This is a genomic window from Microvirga roseola (assembly GCF_020866965.1).
Classification (GTDB): domain Bacteria; phylum Pseudomonadota; class Alphaproteobacteria; order Rhizobiales; family Beijerinckiaceae; genus Microvirga; species Microvirga roseola.
This window is the reverse complement of record NZ_JAJATX010000032.1, coordinates 1-21,424: the sequence shown is the minus strand read 5'-3', so window position 1 is coordinate 21,424 and position 21,424 is coordinate 1. Positions and strand designations below refer to the sequence as shown.

The following is a 21,424-nucleotide window of genomic DNA, read 5'->3' as shown; positions in this document are numbered from 1 at the left end:
GGTTGTCCGAGTCTTTGCGCCTATGGGTAAACGAATAGTGTCCGCGTCACCTGCAGCAGCGCCTTGATGGCCCGGATCGAGAGACATACCTTGCCGCCATGCTTGCCGTCCTCGCCCGCCTCCTCCTCGTCATCATCGGTCTCTTCGTCCTTCCCCTGGGGGCTCACGCCCTCTGGTGGAGCCTGCGCGACGATATCGCCACCAATCGGCATGCCGCCGACTGGTCGAGTGCGAGGCTGCTGCCGGATCCGACGGAAGCGCCCCAGGCCATCGTCGCGATCTATGCAGCCCGCGTCGGCCGCTGGCGCGGCATCTTCGCTCATCACACCTGGGTGGTGGTGAAGGAGGCGGGAGCCTCCCAGTACACCCGCTATGACAAGGTCGGCTGGGGCAGCCCCGTGCGCACCAACGGCTGGGCGCCGGACGGGCGCTGGTTCGGCAATGCGCCCAACCCGGTCATCGTGCTCCAGGGAGAGGCGGCGGAACGGGTGATCCCGCAGATCCGGCAGGCAGTGGCGAGCTATCCCTACCGGAGCTATGGCGCCTACAACGCGTGGCCGGGACCGAACTCCAATACCTTCGTGGCGCATATCATGCGCTCGGTCCCGGAACTCGATGCGGCCCTGCCGCCGACTGCGCTCGGCAAGGACTGGCAGCCCTGGCGGGACCTCGTAAGCCTGACGCCGAGCCAAACCGGCATCCAGATCTCCCTCGGTGGCTATGCGGGTTTCGCCCTCGGCTGGGTCGAGGGGCTGGAGATCGACTTCATGGGTCTCGTCGCCGGCGTCGACTTCCGCCGCCCTGCCCTGAAAATCCCCGCCTGGGGACGAATCGGCGTGGACCCGATCATCTGGTGAAAAGCGCATCCAAACGCGCTACACCTTCCCCATGACCGGGGGCTCCCAAACCAGATCCGTCACGGCAGAAGACGTCGCGCGCGGCGATCGCGCGGCGCTGGCGCGCGCCATTACGCTCATGGAATCCCGCCGCCCTGATCACCGGGAAGCCGCCCGCGCGCTCCTGCAGGAGCTGATGCCCCGCACCGGGAAAGCCGTGCGCGTCGGCATCACCGGGGTGCCCGGGGTGGGCAAGTCCACCACCATCGACACCTTGGGCAGCCTGCTGACAGAGAATGGCCACAAGGTCGCCGTGCTTGCCGTCGATCCCTCCTCCACCCGCACCGGCGGGGCGATCCTGGGCGACAAGACGCGCATGGCGAAACTTTCTGCGGATCCGAACGCCTTCATCCGCCCCTCTCCCTCCTCCGGGACGCTCGGCGGCGTCGCGGCCAAGACGCGGGAGACCATGCTGCTCTGCGAAGCGGCGGGATTCGACGTGATCCTCGTGGAGACGGTAGGCGTGGGCCAATCCGAGACCGCGGTGGCGGACCTGACCGACTTCTTCCTCGTCCTCATGCTGCCGGGCGCAGGCGACGAGCTTCAGGGCATCAAGAAGGGTATTCTGGAGCTGGCGGACCTCATCGCGGTCAACAAGGCGGATGATGCGAGCGCGAAAGCGAAAGCCGCTGCCGCCGAGTACAAGGCAGCCCTGCACATCCTCACCCCCGCCTCCGCCGCATGGACGCCACCCGTACTGACGATCTCCGGATTGACCGGCCAAGGTCTCGACGAACTCTGGGCCAAGGTGTTGGACCACCGCCAGCGCCTCGAGGCGACAGGGGAGCTTGCCGCCAAGCGCCGGACGCAGGACACGAAATGGATGTGGGCCATGGTCCACGAGCGCCTGCATGAGCGCCTCACCCACGACCCCGCCTTGCGTCGCCGGGTGCCGGAAATCGAGCGCGCCATTGCGGAGGGCGGGTTGTCGCCCACCGCCGCCGCAAGCGAAATCGTGACGCTGCTGGGACTTTGAGTTTCAGGCGCTCTGCCCGAGAAGCAGCGGATCGAGCTGAACTCGCCCGACCTCGATGCCATTCCAGTTCTTGAGCACCGGCTGGGCCAGCGCCTCGACAGTCGACCGCTCCTCGTCGCTCAGGGGCAGGAAGCGCAGGATCAGACCCGCCATCATGGCTTCCGCGGCGCGGGAATTCCCGTCCTCCGCCTTGAGGGCGATGCCGTAGCCGAGTTCCGGCAGGCTGGCGCAATAGACGCCCTCCGCCCCCACCTTCACGAAGGCGCGCTCGCCGAGGCGCTCCATCAGCTTCGTGTCGAAGCGGCCTGTTCCGGCGACCATGAAGGGATGCTTGGCGACGGCCTTGCGGATCCGCTCGGCGGCCGCCCTGCCCTCTCCCGAAAGACCGGCACCGGTGCCGAACCGGGCGAAGCCGAAGGCGAGCGAGGGCAGACGGACGGCATAGGTGGGGATCGAGCAACCGTCGATGCCGCTCTTGTCCAGCGTATGGCAGGCGCCGGTCAGTTCCTCCAGGGATTCGCGGACGGCCTGCTGGACCGGGTGGTCGGCCCTCACGTAGCCCTTCGGGTCATTACCCTGGCCGCAGGCGAGGCAGACGAAGCCCGCGTGCTTGCCCGAGCAGTTATTGTGGAGGGCGCTGGGTCCCTGTCCCTTCGCGGCGAGAGCCCGGTTCGCAGCCTCTCCCATGGGCCAGTGCACGCCGCATTCGAGGCAGCCTGCGTCCTGCCCTGCCTTCTTCAGCATGGATTTCGCGGCCGCCACGTGTTCCGGCTCGCCCGAATGGGAGGCGCAGGCGAGCGCGATCTCCTCATCGGTCAGGCCATACTTGTCGGCGATGCCGCTTTCGACCAGGGGCATGGCCTGGAGCGCCTTGACCGCCGAACGGGGGAAGACCCGCCGCTCCACGTCGCCCAAGGACAGCACCGTCGCCCCCTCGGAATCGACGACCGCAACGCTGCCCCGATGGCGCGATTCGATCAGCGTCCCGCGAGCGACGTCGACAAGAAAAGGGTTTTCCATGAATGGCCCCGTCATCAAAACGGCGCTCTTTTGGTCGCGGATGGGCACAATGTCAAAGGGGGTATTGTTGCAAAGGGCCGCAAAACGATCTTGCGCTCCCCGCTTGCAGCCAAGCCTTCCCCACCCTAAACCCAGATTCCAGCGATTTTGGGAGTTCGCGATGCGTATAGCGATGATCGGTTCGGGCTATGTTGGGCTTGTGTCCGGGGCCTGCTTTGCCGATTTCGGGCACGAGATCTGCTGCGTCGACAAGGACCCGGCCAAGATCGAGGCGCTCAACCGGGGCGAGATCCCGATCTTCGAGCCGGGGCTTTCCGAACTCGTCGCCAAGAACGTGCGCGAGGGACGGCTGACCTTCACCACCGACCTGGCCACGGCGGTCAAGGGCGCGGAGGCCGTGTTCATTGCGGTCGGCACCCCCTCGCGGCGCGGGGACGGCCATGCCGACCTCTCCTACGTCTACCAGGCCGCCCGCGAGATCGCCGCCGCCATCGACGGCTATACGGTCATCGTCACCAAGTCGACCGTTCCGGTCGGCACCGGCGACGAGGTCGAGCGCATTATCCACGAGACCCGGCCCGACGCCGATTTCGCCGTGGTCTCCAATCCCGAATTCCTGCGCGAGGGCGCGGCCATCACCGACTTCAAGCGCCCGGACCGCATCGTCATCGGCACCGAGGACGCCCGCGCCCTCGGCGTCATGAACGAGATCTACCGGCCGCTCTACCTCAACCAGTCGCCCCTGCTCGCCATGTCCCGGCGCACGGCGGAGCTGACGAAATATGCGGCCAACGCCTTCCTCGCCACCAAGATCACCTTCATCAACGAGATCGCGGACCTGTGCGAGCATGTGGGCGCGAACGTGCAGGATGTCGCTCGCGGCATCGGGCTCGACAACCGCATCGGCTCCAAGTTCCTGCATGCGGGGCCAGGCTATGGCGGCTCCTGCTTCCCGAAGGATACTCTGGCGCTGATCAAGACGGCGCAGGATTACGAGGCGCCGATGCGGCTCGTCGAGACGGTGGCTGCGGTCAACAGCCAGCGCAAGCGCGCCATGGGGCGCAAGGTGATCGCCGCCTGCGGCGGATCGGTGCGGGGCAAGACGATCGCGGTGCTGGGGCTCACCTTCAAGCCCAACACGGACGACATGCGTGAGGCCCCCTCCATCGACGTGATCACGGCGCTGCAGGACGCAGGCGCGAAGGTGCGGGCCTACGATCCGGAGGGGATGGGGGCGGCCGCCTCCATGCTGACGGATGTGGATTACGCCAAGGACGCCTATGACTGCGCGCGGGGCGCGGACGCTCTGGTGATCGTCACCGAGTGGGACATCTTCCGGGCGCTGGATCTGGGCCGTCTGAAGGCGACGCTGGCCGCACCGGTGGTGGTGGACCTGCGCAACATCTACCGTCCCGAGGAAATGCGCCGCCGCGGCTTCACATACGTCAGCGTCGGGCGATCCTAAGCTCTTGGAGGCGGCAGTTCACGCGGGCGTCGTCCCGTGCCATACCTGCGCATCGTTCAGCAAAGCCGAATCCTCCTGGAGCCCCCCATGCAGACCTTCTTCGTCGAGATCAAATGCAAGCTCGGCAAGACCTATGCGGTCGCGAACGCCCTCGCCGACCGGGAGATTGCGTCCGAGATCTACTCCACGGCCGGCAACTACGACATCCTGGCCAAGTTCCACGTGGATGACGGGGTCGATATCGGCCATTTCATCGCCGAGAACGTCCAATCCATCCCAGAAATCGCCGACACCCACACGATCATCACCTTTAAGGCATTCTGATCACTCCACCGAGGCCGTGGTCTCCACGGTCGGCTCGCGCGTGACCTCGGCGAGGAAGGGGCCGATGTCGTCGTAGCGGTCCAGGCGGCGGACGATCTTCGTGTCGATCTTGTTGTAGAGTTCCGCAACGCTGACGGCCCGGCGGCGGCGGCCCTTGCCGTCCATGAACAGCCCCGCATTGGCCCTCGCCGCCTTCGGGAAGAGCTTGGAGGCCCGCATGTTGGGATCCTGGTCCAGCACTTCGAGGAAGCGGACTGCGCTGGACGCGCCGAGGAAATGGGCGAGGTAGAGTTCGGCCTCGGCCAGTTCGCGCTCCCCTTGCGCCTGGAGGGCCCGCTCCACGTCCTTGATCAGCTCGCCTGCCATGAGCGCCGAGAAGTAGGGATCGGTGCGCAGGTTCATGACCCATTCCCGGTGCTTGGGATCGACCGCCAGCTCTCCATTGACATAGCGGATCGCCTCCGCAGCGCCCTGAAAGCCGTAATCGGCCGCATGGGCGTAGACGGTCTCGATCCAGGTGCTGTCGATGAACTGGAAGAGGCCTTCGGCGGAAGAGGTCCGGGCCTTCGCCTCGGGCGACAGGCTCGATTCCACATCGGCCAGGGTCATCATGTAGACCGGATCGACGCCCGTCACATGAGCCGCCTTGAGTATGGAATGGACCAGCCAGCGCGGCACGTTGCGCCCGCCGAACGCGATGAGCTCGTCCGGATCACCCGCCAGCTCCTCAGGTGTCGGCTGCTGCACGGGCTTGGCCGAACGGCGCTTCACGAACGGAAAGGCCTCTTCGATGATCGCCCGGAACAGGGCCGGATCACTGGCGAGCCGGGGCGTGAACTGGAGCGAGGCGGTCTGAAGCTTCGGCTCGATGACCGGCTTCGGGGCGACCGCATAGGGGCGCGCCGTCAGGGCGCTGGGCAGAGTCGCCACGGCGGCGGGACCCGCCACCATGCCTTGAAATCCCATCAGGAGGCCAAGGCCGAGGATAAAACGAAGTGAACGGCTGTTGCGTCGTCCACCACTCTTGCGCCCGTCCGCAACAGGTTGCGGCACTGCGCACAGCAGCGATCTCGCAGGTACTGGCATCACTTGTTTCCCGCACAATCCGGCCGGGCGGCCGGATCTTCCCTTGCTTGGTTCTGAGCACAAGGGTTGCCGGGTAGATGTGACGAGAATCGGTCAGCTTGACGGTAAATGAAGGGTTAATTCGACTCTTTGGGGCAGTTTTCCCCAAAGAGAGCCCCCCTTTTTAACTCCTCAGGAGGAGGATTGGGCCACCAGCTGGGCGTTCGTGCGCTCCAGACGCTGCGCCAGCTCGCGCATGACGGCGAGCGACATCTGAGGGAACTGGGCCAGCAATTCGAGGAAGACCCGCTTGTCGATCCGTAGCGCCGTGGTCGGTTCGGTCGCCATGATCGTGGCCGAACGGGGCGTGTCGGAGAGGATGCCCATTTCGCCGACCAAAGCATTGCCGCCGAGTTCGGCCACCTGGATCTCTCCTCCCGGCGTGTTGAGGAGCACGTGCGCCCGCCCCTCGAGGATCACATAGGCTGCATCGGAATGGTCGCCCTGCGAGAAGAAGCGCTGTCCGCCCGCGAACTGAACCCGCTCGCTCGTGAAGGCGAGAAGCTTCAGGCGGGCGGGGTCGATTTCCTTGAACATCGGCACCTGACGCAAGGATTGAACCTCGGCCTCAAGGGTCATGCCACCTCTCCTGCTATCGGTCGGGCGGCTTGCGTATCGGGCCTGTTGGCCTGCGACGCCGGCTTTGCCGCCTTGTCTGTGATTATTTGTCCATCGCGGAAGCGCATCTGAACATCGAAAGGTCCTGCCTGTCGATCATTCGGCAGTACCATGAACAGGCTTTGTTGCCTGAAAAGCTCGAGCAACAGCTCGGTCATCTGCTGACTGCGCGCCTCGTCGAAGGGCGCGAGCGCCCCGTCGATGACGAGAAAATCCGGCTTCTTCACCAGGCAGCGGACGAGGTTGACGCTCGCCCGCTCCCGGGCCGACAGGAGCCGACCCGCCGTCCCAACCTGGTGGTCGAGGCCGAGGCGCTTGACGTCCTCCAAGAGGCCGAGGTCGTGGATCACCGCCGCCATGGCTTCGGCGACCCTGGCCCTGGCATTGGCGACCCGGTAGCTCACCCGCCCGAACAGGAGGTTGTCCCGCAGCGGGGCCGCCGCGCAGATCCTGTCCGGGTCGTAGAACTCCACCCCTGCGGTCCCGGTCTTGTCGAGAGTCGCGCGCACGATACGGCGCGCCTCCACGAGGCGGCTCTTTAGTTCGTCGTCGAGCAGGGCGAGACGGTGGCGGGCCTCGATATAGGCGAGCGGAAGGGACAGGAGCCTGATCCGGTCCTCGCGCCGGAGGTCTCCGTTCTCCTTGGCGTGGCGGCGCAGAATGACCTGGAAATCCGTCAATTCGTCCGCCCCGATGAAGGAGAACTGTTCGAAGAGCGAGTGGCCGGGGGGCAGCCCCTCGAAGATTTCCGTCATGGTCTCGGCGATCTGCAGGCCCATGCGGACCAGATCGTCAGTCAGCTTGGCGCGGTCGATGGCGCTGCGGAACTGGGTGTTCTGCGCCAGATTCCGGCCCATGAACTCCTCGGCGACGGGGACGCCGAACAGGAGATTCTCGGCGATGGTGGCCTGATCGTTGTAGCGCTCCGCGTCGAAGGGCTCGACGAGATCCGCCATATCGTTCGATTGGAAGGTCTCGTGCAGCCGCTGGCGCGCTTCGACCAGCCGCTCGGCCAGGGCCGGGTAGCGATCCGGATCGATCCGGGCAGCGAGGCCGAAGAGATAGATCTCCTCGCTCATGCCGATCCGGTTGAGGAGATCGACCAGGATTCGGTCGAGGTCCTGCTCGTCCCTTGCACCGACGCGCTCGTAATCGATCCACTGGTCGGCGATGTTCTCGATGGGATTTCCGGTCCTGAGAGCCTCCCGGATGCGGCGCTCGGCCTCCCGCTGGTCTTCCTCGGTTCTGCCGAGGGGTTTGGAGCGCAGGCCGTAGATCAGGTTGTCGCGGATGCTGCCCGGAAAAAGGATCGGGTCGATGCCCGCATAGGCGATCCGGCGACCCACTACCGACGCCGGCAGCCTCATCAGGTCCCTGTCGCCGATGCGGACCTGCCCCCCGAAGCCCTGCTGTCGCCGGGCGACGATCCGGGCCAGGGTGCTGGCTGCCGCGCCCCCGTTGGAGATCACGGCGACCCGGGCCGGCAGGTCGATGGAGAAAGAGGCTCCTTCGAGAATCATGCCGCCATGGGAGTCGCTGACGCGGATGTCGTCGCCGACAAGGGGGCCGGTTAAGGGCCGGTCCTTGTCTTCCGCCGCCTCGCGGGCTGCCGCCAGGGGCGCGAGCCGCTCTTCTGCGAAGTGCTGCGTGACCTGATCGTATTTCACCTGCACGTCGAGGCGCTGCTGGTCCCAGTCGATCAGCTCCTTCAGGGGCGGCGGCAGCTCCCGGTAGGCGTTGATGACGGCCACCAGTTGGCCGATGTTGAGGGTGCCCCGCAAGGCGAAGTAGCCGCCGATGGCGTAGAAGAAGAAGGGGGTGAGCTGCGCCAGGAAGTTGTTGATGAATTTGACGATGAATTTCCGGTTGTAGATCCGCAGCCGGATATCGAAAAGCTTGTAGAGCCGATGGCCGATCTCGGCCTTCTCCCAATCAGCAGCGTTGTGCACATGCACGACCTCGACCCCGTCGAGGACCTCGGCGATGCGGCCCGCGAATTGGCGCGAGGCGAGCTGACGCTGCTTGCCGAGGCGCAGCAATTCGCGCCGCAGGCGGGGAATGATCGTGAACTGGACCGCGATCACGGCAAGCGCCATGAGGCCTAGCCAGATGTTCTGCACCATGATGAAGAAAAGGGCCGTGGTCGCCTGCATTCCGAGAAAAATCGGCGTGATGAAGGCGTCCCCGATGAAGCCCCCGATGGGCTCGACCTCGTCCTTGATGATCGTTGCCGTTTCCGAAGATTTGACGTTACGTAACGCATCCGGCGTGAAGCGCAGCACCATCGCGAAGAGGTCGAAGCGCATGCGCCTCAGCATCCGTTCGCCAAGCACGCCCTTCGAGACGTTGATCCAGTATTTGAAAAGGCCGTTGATAACCACGAAGGCGAGAAAAAGGCAGGACAATCCCAGGAGCAGGCCGACGCGTCCGAGCTCAAATCCCTCGAAGATCCGCACGGAGCCGCCACCCAGCCATTCCGGCAGATCGAAGCCGATCCGCAGGAAAGGGGCCGTCAGGTTGCCCTGCATGAACGCCTCGCCCTGGATCGCCTGGTTCACGATCTGGCGAGGCAAATCTAGAGACATGAAATAAAACGGCTGAGAAATCAGCACGATAGCGCAGACGAACAGCTGGTCGCGCCTGGAATGCTTCCAGATATATCGGAAGAGGCTCTTATCCATCACTCACCGATACCACACCCCAACTTGCCGGAGCGACGCCTCTTTCCGAACCCGATCGCCACCAAAATTTGAGGAGCGAAGACTATTGCAAGGTTAGAGGCGGGCGTCATAACGTCAACTGCCGCTGAGTAAGGCGGAACCCCGTTCTCACCAAGGGCCGCCATATGGCAAAGCCGGTCAAGGACTCCTCACAGGACACGAGCCCCCCACCGGCTCCGGTCCTTCGTCGTTCGCGCGACGCGAGGGTCCTCATCTACAGTCATGACACATTCGGGCTCGGGCATCTGCGGCGCTCCCGGGCCATTGCCAATGCGATCGTGACGGAGCGCCCCGGCACCTCGGTCGTCATCATCTCCGGCTCGCCCGTGATCGGCAATTTCGAGTTCGGCAGCGGCGTGGACTACATTCGCATTCCAGGCGTCACCAAGTTGCCCGACGGCGACTACCGTTCGCTCAATCTCAATGTCGGCCTGGACGAGGCGGTTGGCCTGCGTCAGACCCTGATCCTCCAGACCGCGAGGGCTTTCCAGCCCGACATCTTTATTGTGGACAAGGAGCCGACGGGCTTTCGCGGCGAGATCCTGCCTGCCCTCGACTACCTGCAGGGGACAGGCTGCCGCCTCGTGCTCGGCATCCGCGACGTCATGGACGAGCCCGCCCTCCTCGTTCCCGAATGGGAGCGCAAAGGTGCGAAGGCCGCACTCGCCCGCTACTACGACGAGATCTGGGTCTATGGCCTGAAGGACGTCTACCAGCCGCTCCAAGCTCTGGACATTCCCCCCGAGGTGGAGCGCCGGATCACCTATACGGGATACTTGCGCCGGGACGTGCCGCCGACGCCCTCCCTCAACAAGTACCCCAAGATCACGAAGCAGCCCTTCATCCTCGTGACCACGGGCGGAGGCGGAGACGGCGACGACCTGATCGACTGGGTGATCTCAGCCTACGAGGCCGATGGCAGGCTGGAAATACCGGCGCTGATCGTCTTCGGTCCCTTCATCGACCGGGATATGCGCCGCTCCTTCGTGGAGCGCATCGCGCGGCAGCCGAAGCTCGACGTGCTCTCCTTCGACAACAAGATCGAGTGGCTGATGAAGAAGGCCGAGGCGGTTGTGGCGATGGGCGGCTACAACACCTTCTGCGAGATCCTGTCCTTCGACAAGCGCTCACTCATCGTCCCGCGCACCAGGCCGCGGCTGGAGCAGTATATCCGCGCCGTCGAGGCCGAGCGGCTGGGCCTCGCCAGCATGTTGAGCGACTACAAGGAGCCGCGGACGCCTGAGCGCATGGCGGAGGCCCTGCGCCGGCTCTCTTCGCAGCCGCGCCCGTCCGAGGTGGTCATTCCCGGCCTGCTCGATGGACTTGACCGGGTGCAGGAGCGGCTTAAGGCTCTCCTGGAATCTGCCCCGTTCAAGCCCGCCTATCATCAGGCCGCCGAGTAACCTCACGGATGCTTCCTTCCCCATCAGCCCGGCGGATCGCCATCACCGTGAAAGGCTATCCGCGCCTGTCCGAGACCTTCATCGCGCAGGAGATCCTTGCCCTCGAACAGCGCGGCCTCGATCTCGAGATCTGGTCCCTGCGGCACCCGACCGAGAAGGCGGTGCATCCCATGAACAAGGCCATCAGGGCGCGCGTGACCTATCTGCCGGAGTATCTCTACGAGGAGCCCCTGCGCGTGCTGCGCGGCGCAGCCTGGTGTCTTGGACGGAAGGGGTTCTGGCCCACGCTCAAAGCCTTCGGCCGGGACCTCAAACGGGATTTCACGGCCAACCGCGTCCGCCGACTGGGCCAGGCCTTCGTCATGGCCCGCGAGTTGCCCGCCGAGGTGCGGCACCTGCATGTGCATTATCTCCATACGCCTGCGTCGGTCGTCCGCTATGCCGCCCTCATCACCGGCCGCAGCTGGACCTTCTCGGCCCATGCCAAGGACATCTGGACCACGCCCGATTGGGAGAAGCGAGAGAAGATGAAGGAGGCCCGCTGGGGCGTGACCTGCACCGCGCAAGGCGCACGGCACCTGCAGTCCCTCTCCTCGCCCGAGCGCGTGTCGCTCGTCTATCACGGCCTCGATCTATCCCGCTTCCCCGCCCCGCCGGACAGCCGTCCCGTGCGGGACGGCACCGACCCCATGGACCCGGTGCGCATCGTCTCCATCGGGCGGGCGGTGGCGAAAAAGGGATTCGGCGATCTCATCAGAGCGCTTGCCGCCCTGCCTGCCGGTCTGCACTGGCGCCTCGCCCATGTGGGCGGCGGGGATCTCCTGAACAGTCTCAAGAAGCAGGCGGAGGCGGCCGGCATCGCGGACAAGGTCGCCTTCCTCGGCCCAAAGGCCCAACCCGACATCATCGCATTGCTGCGCGAGGCCGATCTCTTCGTGCTGCCGTCCAAGGAGGCCAAGTCCGGCGACCGGGACGGGCTGCCGAACGTGCTCATGGAGGCGGCGAGCCAGAAGCTCGCCATCGTCGCAACCGACTTCGCCGGCATTCCCGAGTTCATCCGCAACGGGGCCGAGGGCCAGCTCGTGCCGCCGGGCGACTGGGAGGCGCTGTCCAATGCGCTGAACCTGCTCGCCCGAGATCCCGAGCAGCGGCGATCCTTCGGCGATGCCGCCTTCGAGCGCCTGCGGCGGGACTTCTCCATGGAGGGCGGCATCGACGTTCTGGAGAGCTGCCTGCTGGCGACGGCCAATATCAGCCAGAAAGAGCCGGAGCCGGTGTGAGCGTCGTCAGGCCCGTTGCGTTCTATGCCCCGCTGAAGAGCCCGGACCACCCCTCCCCTTCGGGTGATCGCACCATGGCGCGCCTGCTCCTGACAGCGCTCGAACGGGCAGGCTTTGATCCGCATCTCGCAAGCGACCTGCGCAGTCTCGACAAGGTCGGGGATCGCGGTATCCAGGAGGCGATCCGGGATCGAGCTCTCGACGAGGCTGCCCGCCTCGTCGCCCGTTACCGCACCTTGCCCGAGGAGCAGCGGCCGCGGCTTTGGTTCACCTATCACGTCTATTACAAGGCGCCGGACTGGATCGGCCCGCTCGTCGCGGACGCCCTGCACATCCCCTATGCAATCGCGGAAGGCTCGCGGGCCTCGAAGCGCGCCGAGGGTCCCTGGGCCCTCGGCCATCAAGGTGCGGAAGAAGCGCTCGATCGGGCGGATGCGATCTTCGTCATGACCGCCAAGGACCGCACGGCCCTCGAAGCGGCGAAGCCTTCCCGTCAGGTGCTTGTCGACCTGCCGCCCTTCCTCGATGAGAGGGAGTGGCCCGAGCCTGCAATGCGCCCGCCGGAGCAGGCCGAACCCCGTCTTCTCACGGTGGCCATGATGCGGGAGGGCGACAAGCTTGCTTCCTACCGCATTCTCGCCGCCGCGCTCGAACGCATCGCCCGGCATCCCTGGTCTCTCGATATCGTGGGCGATGGCGAGGCGCAGGACGAGATCGCGCATCTTTTCGCACCGTTCGGCTCGCGCATCCGCTTTCATGGCCGGATCGAGAGCAAGGCTGCCCTCAAGGCGCTCTATGAGCAGGCCGACCTCCTCGTCTGGCCCGCCGTCAACGAGGCCTATGGCATGGTGCTGCTGGAAGCCCAGATCAACGGCTGCCCGGTGGTCGCCGGAGCCTACGGCGGCGTCGCCAGCGTGGTGATGGACGGCCGGACCGGATTGCTGACGCGGCCCGGCGATGCCGGAGCTTTCGCGGATGCCGTCGAGGAGCTTCTGTCGGATCGCGGCAGACTGCGCCTCCTCGGCTCCGCTGCGGCCCGTTTTGTGCGCGAGGAGCGCCACCTCGACGCCGCCGCTTTGCGATTACGCAATGCGCTCACCCCGCTCATGCTCGATCAGGGAGCATGAGCTTGCGCGTTCTCATCGTCGTCACGCATCTTCTCGGAGCGGGCCACCTCACCCGGGCCGCGGCGCTCGCACGCGCCTTCGCAGAGAAGGGCCATGCGACGACGCTGGCATCGGGAGGAAGCCCCGGCCGGATCGCGGAGCCGGAAGGCGTCGCCTTCGTCCAGTTGCCGCCGGTGAGGACCGTCGGCACCGACTTCAGGACGCTGCTGGATCAAGCGGGCGCACCCGTCGATCCAGCCTATCTCGAGGAGCGCCGCGATTTGCTGCTGCGCACTTTGAGCTCCGTCGAACCCGACATCCTCATCACCGAACTCTTTCCCTTCGGACGCCGTGTTCTCGCGCAGGAATTCACGTCCCTGCTCCATGCGGCCCGTGCGCGGCGCCCACGACCGCTGATTCTCTGTTCGATCCGCGATATCCTGGCCTCTCCCTCGAAGCCGGAGCGCATTGCGGAAGCGCACGTGCGCATCCTCCGCGACTACGATGCGGTCCTTGTCCATGGCGACCCGGATCTGATCCCACTCGATGCCTCCTGGCCCGTTGACGAGCAGCTTCGTCCCTTCCTTCGCTATACCGGCTATGTGGACGAGCATCCGGGCCCCGTCCCCGACGGAGCGCGGCAGGGCATCGTGGTTTCGGGCGGATCAAGCGCAGCGAGCCTGCCGCTCTACCGCGCCGCCATCGCGGCGGCGCTGGAGATCGGGGACAGGCCGTGGCGCATCCTCGTCGGGCGGGGCGTCAACGAACAGGACTTCCAGACGCTGCGGGACCGCGCTCCGGCCCATGCCTCCATCGAGCGGGCAAGGTCCGATTTCCGCACCCTCCTCGCCCAGGCGGACGCGTCGGTGAGCCAAGCCGGCTACAATACGGTGGTGGACCTTTTGCGATCACACGTGAAGCCGGTGCTCGTTCCCTTCGAGGCAGGCCACGAGACCGAACAGCGCCTGCGCGCCGAACGCTTGAAGGGGCTGGGCCTCGCCGGGGTCGTGCCCGAGAGCGAGCTGTCCCCGCAGCGCCTTGCCGACGCCATCCGCCAGTCCCTGTCGCAGCCGCCCTGCCCGCCCGTGAGGGTCGCTCTCGACGGCGCCCGGCAAAGTGTTGCCACTGCGGAAGGCCTTGCCCTTGCCCGCCCCGCGCTCCACCCATCCATCGACTGGTCGCCCCTGGACCGGGCGCTGGAGCACGCCAATGGCCGGTCTATCGACCTCTGGTGGCGGGACGACGATGCGGTAGCCGATACGCCCCAGCTCGACCGGCTTCTCGGACTTGCACGCCGCTACGAGGCCGGAATTGCTCTCGCCGTCATTCCGCACCGGATCGAAGCATCCCTTCTGGCGCGTCTTGCGGAAGAGCCCCGGGCCGTCGCCCTCGTTCATGGCGCGCGCCACGTCAATCACGCCCCCGCGGGCGAAAAGAAGGCCGAGTTCGGCGCTCACCGCCCTGTCGACGCCATGGCAGCGGAAGCGGAACAGGCGCTGCGGATCGCGCAGGAGCATCTCGGCCCACGGCTCCTGCCGGTCTTCGTGCCGCCCTGGAACCGGATCGCCCCGGGCCTTGTCTCTCGCCTGCCGCAGGCCGGCTTCACAGGCCTCTCGACCTTCAATGATCGCAAGGATCCTTTTCCTGCCGAGGGACTGTCCCAGATCAACACCCATATCGACCCGATCGACTGGCGCGGGACCCGAAGCGTAGTCGAACCCGACCTCATCGTCGCCAAGCTCGCGGAGGCCGTGGAGAATCGCCTTGAGGATGGCAGGGACCATGAGCCGATCGGTCTGCTGACGCACCATCTCGTGCACGACGAAGTCATATGGGCGTTATGTGAAAGGCTGATGGAGCATCTTGCGACAAGAAACATCCGTATCCTGTCCATTGAAGGGTTGTTTCATAACGGAAACCGGATCACCGTTGCGCCATGATGCGTTATGATCGAAGCCACTGGAGGAGCTTATGGAAGCGCCGCTCCTGTCGATCCGTCAGCTGACGGTCGACTTCAATACCGACACCGGAGATTTCCGGGCGGTGGACGGGCTGACCTTCGAGATCCCGAAGGGCAAGACGGTGGCGCTCGTCGGCGAATCCGGCTCGGGCAAGTCCGTGACCGCGCAGGCCATCCTCCAGATTCTGCCGAAGAAAGCTCACATCGCCGGCGGCTCGATCCACTTCAACGACCCTGCGCAGAATCCTGCGGTCGATATCGCCGGCCTCGGTGCTGAGAGCAGCGCGATGCACGCCCTGCGCGGCGGGCGCATCGCCATGATCTTCCAGGAGCCGATGACCTCCCTCTCGCCGCTCCACACCATCGGCGACCAGATCTCGGAGGCGCTCCTGATCCACGCCGACGTCAGCCCCGCCGAGGCGCGGGCCCGGACGGTCGAGGTGCTGGCGCGGGTCGGCTTTCCCGATCCGAAGCGCGCCTTGACGACCTATCCCTTCGAGCTCTCCGGCGGCCTGCGCCAGCGCGCGATGATCGCCATGGCGCTCATCACGCGCCCGGCCCTCCTCATTGCGGACGAGCCGACGACCGCCCTCGACGTCACGACGCAGGCCCAGATCCTCGACCTCATCAGGGAACTGCAGGCCGAAACCGGAATGTCGGTGCTCCTCATCACGCACGATCTCGGCGTGGTTGCGAATGTGGCCGACGAGGTCATCGTCATGTATCGCGGCAGGGTCATGGAGGCGGGCTCCCGGGAGGAGATCTTCCGCAAGGCGGAGCATCCCTATCTCAAGGCGCTCATGCGCGCCGTGCCGCGCTTCGCGATGGAGGAAGACGAGCGCCTGACGCCAATCCGCGAAGTCAAGAGCGCCACTCTCGCCCGCGCCCACTCCCCCGAGCGAGTCCAGCCCGCGGGCCCGATCCTCAAGGCGGAGAACCTGACGAAATGCTTCACGCTCCGCTCCGGCTGGTTCTCGGGCAAGACACGCACGATCCATGCCGTGAACGGGGTCAGCCTTGCCCTGCCCACCGGCAAGACCCTGGGGCTCGTCGGCGAATCCGGCTGCGGCAAAACCACCGTGTCCAAGATCATCATGCGGGCGACACGGCCCGACACCGGCCGCGTCCTCTTCGACGACGGTACCGGGCCGAAAGATGTTCATGATCTGCAGGGCAACGCGCTGACGGCCTATCGCCACTCAGTGCAGTTCATCTTTCAGGATCCGTTCTCGTCTCTCAACCCGCGTATGACCGTCTATGAGATCCTGACCGAGCCCCTGCGCATCCACAACATCGGCTCCTCGGACGAGCGTTATCACCGGGCCAAGCAGCTCCTCGACATGGTGGGTCTCGATCAGCGCTCCATGCGGCGCTACCCGCATTCCTTCTCCGGCGGCCAGCGGCAGCGCCTCGGGATCGCCCGTGCCCTCGCGCTCGAACCGCGCGTCCTGCTGTGCGACGAGCCTGTCTCCGCCCTCGACGTTTCCGTCCAGGCGCAGGTACTCAACCTGCTCAAGGACCTGCAATCGGCGCTCGGCCTGTCCTACCTGTTCGTGTCGCACAACCTCGCAGTCGTGGACTACATCGCCGACACGATCGCGGTGATGTGCCGGGGCTATATCGTCGAGGAAGCTCCGAAATCGTCCCTTTTCCGCAATCCGGTTCACCCCTACACCCAGGCGCTGCTCGCCGCCGTGCCGGACCCGGATATCGACCGGCCGCTCGACTTCGCGAAGTTGCGGACCGGCCGTTTCTCCGACCCGGCCGCATGGCCCGAGCCCTTCCGTCTCCGGCACGGAGAGGCCGGAATCATGAAGGAGATCGAACCCGGCCACAGGGTTCGTCTTGGGGGACAGCAAGCCCGGGAGGCTGCGTGATGGCCATGCTGAAACACTCACCCATGAAAGCCGGGCTGCTCGCCCTTGCCTTTGGCCTTCTCACCCTGCCCGCCTTCGCTGCGGATTATGTTGAGCAGCCGTTCTTCAGGGATGCGGTGGCCCGCAACGAGCTGCCTCCCATCGAACAGCGCGTGCCCGAAACGCCTCTCGTCGCGGAGAAGGCACAGGGGCAGTATGGCGGGGACATCGTGACGCTCGTCCCGAAGGCCCGCGATATTCGCTATCTCTCGACCTATGCCTATACCCGGCTCGTCGGCTACGACCGGAACCTCGTTCTCCAGCCCGACCTGCTGGAAAGCGTGGAGAACATCGACGACCGGGTCTTCACCTTCACCCTGCGCAAAGGCCATCGCTGGTCGGACGGGCATCCGTTCACGGCGGAGGATTTCCGCTACTACTGGGAAGACGTGGCTCTGAACAAGAACCTGTCCCCGGCGGGCGCACCCGAGTACATGCTGGTCGACGGCCAGTTGCCGCGCTTCGAGGTTCTCGACGAGCGGACGGTCCGCTATAGCTGGGACAAGCCGAACCCGCGCTTCCTGCCACGTCTTGCCGGCGCGGTCGATCCCGGCATCTTCCGCCCCGCACACTACCTCAAGCAGTTCCATGCCAAATATGCGGACCAGGCGGCGCTCGAGGAGCAGGCGAAGAAACAGAAGCTGAAATCCTGGGCTGCGCTCCACAACCGCATGGACGATCCGAAGGAGCTGACCAATCCGAACCTGCCGACGCTTCTGCCCTGGCGGGTGACCAACGCGGCTCCTGCGACCCGTTTCGTGTTCGATCGCAATCCCTACTATCACCGCGTCGACGGCGAGGGCCACCAGCTTCCCTATGTCGACCGCATCTTCATGGATGTTTCCGCCCCCGGCCTCTTTGCCGCGAAAGCCAATGCGGGCGAGGTGGATCTCCTCTTCCGCGGCCTCTCCATGGGCGACATTCCGGTCCTGAAGCAGGGCGAAAAGGCGCACGGCTACACCACCCTTCTCTGGCCCTATGCCCGCGGCTCGGAACTGGCGCTCTATCCCAACCTCAATGTCAACAACCCCGTCTGGCGCAAGCTGAACCGGGATCCCCGCTTCCGGCGCGCCCTCTCGCTCGGCATCGACCGCAAGACCCTGGACAACGTGCTGCTGTTCGGGCTCGGCGTCGAAGGCAACAACACGGTGATCGAAGAGAGCCCGCTCTCCTTCCCGGGCCTGCGGACCATGAATGCCACCTATGATCCGGCAGAAGCATCGCGGCTCCTGGACGAGATCGGCCTGACCGAGCGCAACGCGGCCGGCATCCGCCTGCTGCCTGACGGGCGCGAACTGGAGATCATCGTCGAGACCGACGGCGAGAGTTCCCTGGTGGTCGACGGACTTACCCTGATCGGCGAGTTCTGGCGCGAGATCGGCGTCAGGCCCTTCATCAAGCCGCAGGATCGCACCGTGCTGCGCAATCGGGTTTTCGCCGGTAACACGGTCATGGTGGCGGCGCCCGGTTTCGACAACGCGATCCCCACCGCCATCATGCCTCCGACCGAGTACGCTCCCATGCGCCAGGACAACTACGCCTGGCCCAAATGGGGACAGTACATCGAGACGAAGGGGCAGAACGGCGAGCCCGTGGACATCCCGGAAGCGCAACGCCTTCTCAATCTCTACAAGACCTGGATGAACACCGGCAACAGAGACGTCCAGAGGGATGTCTGGACCGAGATGCTCCGCAACCATGCCGAGAACCAGTGGACCATCGGCACGGTGGCGGGCGCCCTGCAGCCCATCGTGGTTCGGAACGGATTGAAGGGTCTGCCCGCCAAAGCCCTCTACAGCTGGGAGCCCACGGCGCTCATCGGCATCTACCGGATCGACGAGCTTCATTGGGACGAGGCCACCGTGAAAGAGGCCCGCCGATGATCCGCTTCCTGTTGCGTCGCCTCCTCACCATGGCCGTGACCCTTCTGATCATCTCGGCCCTGGTCTTCTTCATCATTAAGCTGCCGCCCGGCGACTTCCTCAGCAACCAGATCGCGCTTCTGCGCGAACAGGGCGACGCGGACGCAGCCGCGAAGGCGGAATTCCTCATCCGGCAATACGGCCTCGACAAGCCGGCTTGGCAGCAATACCTGGTCTGGCTCGGCGTGATGCCGGGACCCAACGGCTTCTCCGGGCTGCTTCAGGGAGACTGGGGCTGGTCCTTCGAGTTCGACAGGCCCGTCTTCGAGGTGGTCGGCGACGCCCTGTGGCTCACCATTCTCGTCAACCTCGGCGCGGTGGTCTTCATCCACGTGGTCGCCATCCCCATCGCCATCTATTCCGCCACGCGTCAGTATTCGGTGGGAGACTACATCGCCACCTTCTTCGGCTATATCGGCCTCGCGACCCCGAGCTTCCTGCTGGCCTTGATCTTGCTCTACTACCTGAACCGCTGGTTCGGCGTTTCCATCGGCGGCCTCTACGATGCGCAGTATGCGGGCGAGCCCTGGACCTGGCCCAAGATTCGGTCCCTGCTCTCGCACCTGATCGTCCCGACCGTTGTGATCGGGCTTGCGGGCACGGCAGCCATGATCCGGCGCATGCGCGCGAACCTCCTCGACGAGCTCGGCAAGCAGTATTACGTGACCGCGAAAGCGAAGGGCTTAAATCCCAGGAAGGCGCTGCTGAAATATCCCTTCCGCATGTCGCTGAATCCCTTCATCGCCGACATCGGGAACCTCCTGCCGCACCTCATCTCGGGCTCGGTTCTGGTGTCGCTGGTGCTGAGCCTTCCTACTGTGGGCCCCATACTGCTCAGCGCGCTGAAAAGCCAGGACCAGTTCCTGGCCGGCTTCATCCTCATGTTCGTCGCCGTGCTGACCGTCGTCGGAATGCTCGTTTCAGACCTCCTGCTGGCCTGGCTCGATCCGCGCATCCGGATGGGAGGCGCAGGATGAATACGGCCCTGCCTTCCAAGCGCCACTATGTCGACCCCGCGCCCTTCGATCCCGGCGCGATGGAGCCGATCGGCACGGAAAACGAGAGCTTCTACCGCGCCTCGTCGTGGCAGCTCATGTGGTGGAAGTTCCGCCGCCACAAGGTGGCGCTCGCCGCCGCCTATATCCTGCTCGCATTCTATCTCCTCGTTCCCCTGGTCGAGGTGATCGCGCCCTATAACCAGACCACCCGCCACAGCGACTACATCTATGCGCCGCCTCAATCGGTGCATCTGATGCACGAGGGGCGCTTCATCGGCCCCTTCGTCTATCCTTACGCCTACACCTTCGACATCGAGACGTTCCAGCGGCTCTACACGGTCGATACATCGAACCCGCAGCCGATCCGATTTTTCTGCCGGGGGGATGCTTACGAGTTCTGGGGCGTCCTTCCCACGAACGTGCACCTGTTCTGCCCCCCTGAGAACGGCACCATGTACCTTCTCGGTACCGACAGGCTGGGTCGCGACCTGCTCTCGCGCATCATCTACGGAGCTCGCATCTCACTCACCATCGGCATCGTCGGCATTGCGGTCTCGTTCACTCTCGGGCTCTTCTTCGGCGGACTTGCCGGCTATCTCGGCGGCTGGGTCGATCACGTGATCCAGCGCATGATCGAAATCCTGCGCTCGCTGCCGGAGCTGCCCCTTTGGCTTGCCCTCTCGGCGGCGCTGCCGGCCAACTGGAGCCCGATCCTCATCTTCTTCGGCATCACGATCATCCTAGGGCTGCTCGACTGGCCGGGCCTCGCCCGCGCGGTGCGCTCGAAGCTGCTCTCCCTGCGCGAGGAGGACTTCGTGAAGGCGGCGGAACTGATGGGGGCTTCCAAGTCGCGCATCATCGGACGCCACCTCATTCCCAACTTCATGAGCCACCTGATCGCCTCTGCGACCCTGTCGATCCCCTCCATGATCCTGGGCGAAACCGCCCTCTCCTTCCTGGGGCTTGGCCTGCGGCCGCCGGTGACGAGCTGGGGCGTGCTGTTGAACGAGGCGCAGAACCTTGCCGCCGTGCAGCTTTATCCGTGGCTCCTCTTCCCCATCATCCCGGTCATCCTCGTGGTGCTCGCCTTCAACTTCATGGGCGACGGGCTGCGCGACGCAGCAGACCCGTATCATTGATCGGGATGCGTGTGCGGGAACGCCTGAAACTGTGGCTGGCCGGTTGGCTCGGTATTTCGCGCCTGAACCATGCCGTGTCCTACATGCTCATGCGGGACATGAACGTGCTTTCCTCGGCCCTAAAAGGCGCGGAGGGACATGTCGCCCTGCGGGAGGCTTTCCTGCATCTGATCGAAGTTCTCCAGCCGCAGATCGTCCGCGATGTTGGCGCGCTGGACGGAGCCTTGTCGTTTGCGGTCCGCGACAGGTTTCCGAACTGCGAGGTCCATGCCTTCGAGGCCAATCCGAAGACCCATGCAAGCCATGCCGAGGCGCTGGCGTCGCGTGGAATCGCCTATCACCAGCTTGCCATCTCGGACCGTGACGGGCGCATTGCGGTCCACGCACCGCGCGACCAGCATGAAGGCAAGACATCCCTTCTCCTGCGCAGCGAGGACATCGCTTACGACGACTACGAGGTTGAAACGCGCACGCTCGACAGCCTCTTTCAGAAGCGCCTCGGATCCGGTGGGCTAGGCTCAGGACTCGTTAATTGAGGTAGAAGGCCACTGAAGCA

17 protein-coding genes are annotated in these 21,424 nt (G+C 65.1%); 13 read left to right on the top strand and 4 right to left on the bottom strand.

The genetic code is table 11. The annotated features are described in order from the left end of the window. Positions 1–98 precede the first annotated feature (98 nt). On the top strand, positions 99–857 hold the full coding sequence (locus tag LG661_RS16575) for a DUF3750 domain-containing protein (protein WP_230532990.1): 759 nt from the start codon (positions 99–101) through the stop codon (positions 855–857). A 31-nt stretch (positions 858–888) separates the two neighbouring features. Continuing rightward, entirely contained in the window at positions 889–1,872 is a 984-nt protein-coding gene (gene meaB / locus LG661_RS16570) for a methylmalonyl Co-A mutase-associated GTPase MeaB (protein ID WP_230532989.1), read from the top strand. A 3-nt stretch (positions 1,873–1,875) separates the two neighbouring features. Here meaB and LG661_RS16565 read toward each other — a convergent pair whose 3' ends face one another. Beyond that, positions 1,876–2,892, bottom strand: a complete 1,017-nt coding sequence (locus tag LG661_RS16565; RefSeq protein WP_230532988.1) for an asparaginase — start codon at positions 2,890–2,892, stop codon at positions 1,876–1,878. 160 nt (positions 2,893–3,052) lie between these two features. Between LG661_RS16565 and LG661_RS16560 the strand changes: the two genes are divergently transcribed. After that, complete coding sequence (locus LG661_RS16560) at positions 3,053–4,357, top strand: UDP-glucose dehydrogenase family protein (protein ID WP_230532987.1); 1,305 nt, start codon at positions 3,053–3,055, stop codon at positions 4,355–4,357. 87 nt (positions 4,358–4,444) lie between these two features. Further along, a complete protein-coding gene (locus tag LG661_RS16555; RefSeq protein WP_047189580.1) occupies positions 4,445–4,681 on the top strand; it encodes an Lrp/AsnC ligand binding domain-containing protein in 237 nt (78 codons plus the stop codon). Here LG661_RS16555 and LG661_RS16550 read toward each other — a convergent pair whose 3' ends face one another. The 3 genes from LG661_RS16550 to LG661_RS16540 all read right to left on the bottom strand — a co-directional run bounded on the left by LG661_RS16550 (position 4,682) and on the right by LG661_RS16540 (position 9,009). Continuing rightward, a complete protein-coding gene (locus tag LG661_RS16550; protein ID WP_230532986.1) occupies positions 4,682–5,632 on the bottom strand; it encodes a transglycosylase SLT domain-containing protein in 951 nt (316 codons plus the stop codon). Between the two features lie 306 nt (positions 5,633–5,938). Beyond that, positions 5,939–6,385: a Crp/Fnr family transcriptional regulator gene (locus LG661_RS16545; RefSeq protein WP_230532985.1), complete on the bottom strand. Its 447-nt coding sequence runs from the start codon at positions 6,383–6,385 to the stop codon at positions 5,939–5,941. Next, positions 6,382–9,009, bottom strand: a complete 2,628-nt coding sequence (locus LG661_RS16540; protein WP_230532984.1) for an ABC transporter transmembrane domain-containing protein — start codon at positions 9,007–9,009, stop codon at positions 6,382–6,384. The genes LG661_RS16545 and LG661_RS16540 overlap by 4 nt, the downstream gene beginning before the upstream one ends. Before the next feature lie 260 nt (positions 9,010–9,269). Here LG661_RS16540 and LG661_RS16535 point away from each other — a divergent pair, with 260 nt between their 5' ends. The 9 genes from LG661_RS16535 to LG661_RS16495 are packed head-to-tail and all read left to right on the top strand — an operon-like array spanning position 9,270 to position 21,404. Continuing rightward, positions 9,270–10,547, top strand: a complete 1,278-nt coding sequence (locus LG661_RS16535) for a glycosyltransferase family protein (protein WP_230532983.1) — start codon at positions 9,270–9,272, stop codon at positions 10,545–10,547. Between the two features lie 8 nt (positions 10,548–10,555). Continuing rightward, entirely contained in the window at positions 10,556–11,827 is a 1,272-nt protein-coding gene (locus tag LG661_RS16530; RefSeq protein WP_230532982.1) for a glycosyltransferase family 4 protein, read from the top strand. After that, positions 11,824–12,954, top strand: coding sequence for a glycosyltransferase family 4 protein (locus tag LG661_RS16525; RefSeq protein ID WP_230532981.1), 1,131 nt, complete (start codon positions 11,824–11,826; stop codon positions 12,952–12,954). The genes LG661_RS16530 and LG661_RS16525 overlap by 4 nt, the downstream gene beginning before the upstream one ends. Further along, positions 12,951–14,873 carry a glycosyltransferase gene (locus LG661_RS16520; RefSeq protein WP_230532980.1) on the top strand — a complete coding sequence of 641 codons (1,923 nt, stop codon included), beginning with the start codon at positions 12,951–12,953 and terminating at the stop codon, positions 14,871–14,873. The genes LG661_RS16525 and LG661_RS16520 overlap by 4 nt, the downstream gene beginning before the upstream one ends. Before the next feature lie 31 nt (positions 14,874–14,904). Continuing rightward, positions 14,905–16,770: an ABC transporter ATP-binding protein gene (locus LG661_RS16515; RefSeq protein WP_230532979.1), complete on the top strand. Its 1,866-nt coding sequence runs from the start codon at positions 14,905–14,907 to the stop codon at positions 16,768–16,770. Continuing rightward, complete coding sequence (locus tag LG661_RS16510; RefSeq protein ID WP_230532978.1) at positions 16,770–18,692, top strand: ABC transporter substrate-binding protein; 1,923 nt, start codon at positions 16,770–16,772, stop codon at positions 18,690–18,692. The genes LG661_RS16515 and LG661_RS16510 overlap by 1 nt, the downstream gene beginning before the upstream one ends. Continuing rightward, the gene (locus LG661_RS16505; RefSeq protein WP_230532977.1) at positions 18,689–19,708 is read left to right on the top strand and encodes an ABC transporter permease; all 1,020 of its coding nucleotides are present in this window, start codon (positions 18,689–18,691) and stop codon (positions 19,706–19,708) included. Before LG661_RS16510 ends, LG661_RS16505 begins: the two co-directional genes overlap by 4 nt. After that, on the top strand, positions 19,705–20,868 hold the full coding sequence (locus LG661_RS16500) for an ABC transporter permease (RefSeq protein WP_230532976.1): 1,164 nt from the start codon (positions 19,705–19,707) through the stop codon (positions 20,866–20,868). Before LG661_RS16505 ends, LG661_RS16500 begins: the two co-directional genes overlap by 4 nt. Before the next feature lie 5 nt (positions 20,869–20,873). Then, entirely contained in the window at positions 20,874–21,404 is a 531-nt protein-coding gene (locus tag LG661_RS16495; protein WP_230532975.1) for an FkbM family methyltransferase, read from the top strand. The last annotated feature ends 20 nt before the right edge of the window (positions 21,405–21,424 follow it).

What these genes read in the sequence shown, in the direction of transcription:
- LG661_RS16575 (WP_230532990.1), top strand. Translation starts at nt 99, where the DNA reads ATGCTTGCCGTCCTCGCCCGCCTCCTCCTCGTCATCATCGGTCTCTTC.
- meaB (WP_230532989.1), top strand. Translation starts at nt 889, where the DNA reads ATGACCGGGGGCTCCCAAACCAGATCCGTCACGGCAGAAGACGTCGCG.
- LG661_RS16565 (WP_230532988.1), bottom strand. Translation starts at nt 2,892, where the DNA reads ATGGAAAACCCTTTTCTTGTCGACGTCGCTCGCGGGACGCTGATCGAA.
- LG661_RS16560 (WP_230532987.1), top strand. Translation starts at nt 3,053, where the DNA reads ATGCGTATAGCGATGATCGGTTCGGGCTATGTTGGGCTTGTGTCCGGG.
- LG661_RS16555 (WP_047189580.1), top strand. Translation starts at nt 4,445, where the DNA reads ATGCAGACCTTCTTCGTCGAGATCAAATGCAAGCTCGGCAAGACCTAT.
- LG661_RS16550 (WP_230532986.1), bottom strand. Translation starts at nt 5,632, where the DNA reads ATGGTGGCGGGTCCCGCCGCCGTGGCGACTCTGCCCAGCGCCCTGACG.
- LG661_RS16545 (WP_230532985.1), bottom strand. Translation starts at nt 6,385, where the DNA reads ATGACCCTTGAGGCCGAGGTTCAATCCTTGCGTCAGGTGCCGATGTTC.
- LG661_RS16540 (WP_230532984.1), bottom strand. Translation starts at nt 9,009, where the DNA reads ATGTCTCTAGATTTGCCTCGCCAGATCGTGAACCAGGCGATCCAGGGC.
- LG661_RS16535 (WP_230532983.1), top strand. Translation starts at nt 9,270, where the DNA reads ATGGCAAAGCCGGTCAAGGACTCCTCACAGGACACGAGCCCCCCACCG.
- LG661_RS16530 (WP_230532982.1), top strand. Translation starts at nt 10,556, where the DNA reads ATGCTTCCTTCCCCATCAGCCCGGCGGATCGCCATCACCGTGAAAGGC.
- LG661_RS16520 (WP_230532980.1), top strand. Translation starts at nt 12,951, where the DNA reads ATGAGCTTGCGCGTTCTCATCGTCGTCACGCATCTTCTCGGAGCGGGC.
- LG661_RS16515 (WP_230532979.1), top strand. Translation starts at nt 14,905, where the DNA reads ATGGAAGCGCCGCTCCTGTCGATCCGTCAGCTGACGGTCGACTTCAAT.
- LG661_RS16510 (WP_230532978.1), top strand. Translation starts at nt 16,770, where the DNA reads ATGGCCATGCTGAAACACTCACCCATGAAAGCCGGGCTGCTCGCCCTT.
- LG661_RS16505 (WP_230532977.1), top strand. Translation starts at nt 18,689, where the DNA reads ATGATCCGCTTCCTGTTGCGTCGCCTCCTCACCATGGCCGTGACCCTT.
- LG661_RS16500 (WP_230532976.1), top strand. Translation starts at nt 19,705, where the DNA reads ATGAATACGGCCCTGCCTTCCAAGCGCCACTATGTCGACCCCGCGCCC.
- LG661_RS16495 (WP_230532975.1), top strand. Translation starts at nt 20,874, where the DNA reads ATGCGTGTGCGGGAACGCCTGAAACTGTGGCTGGCCGGTTGGCTCGGT.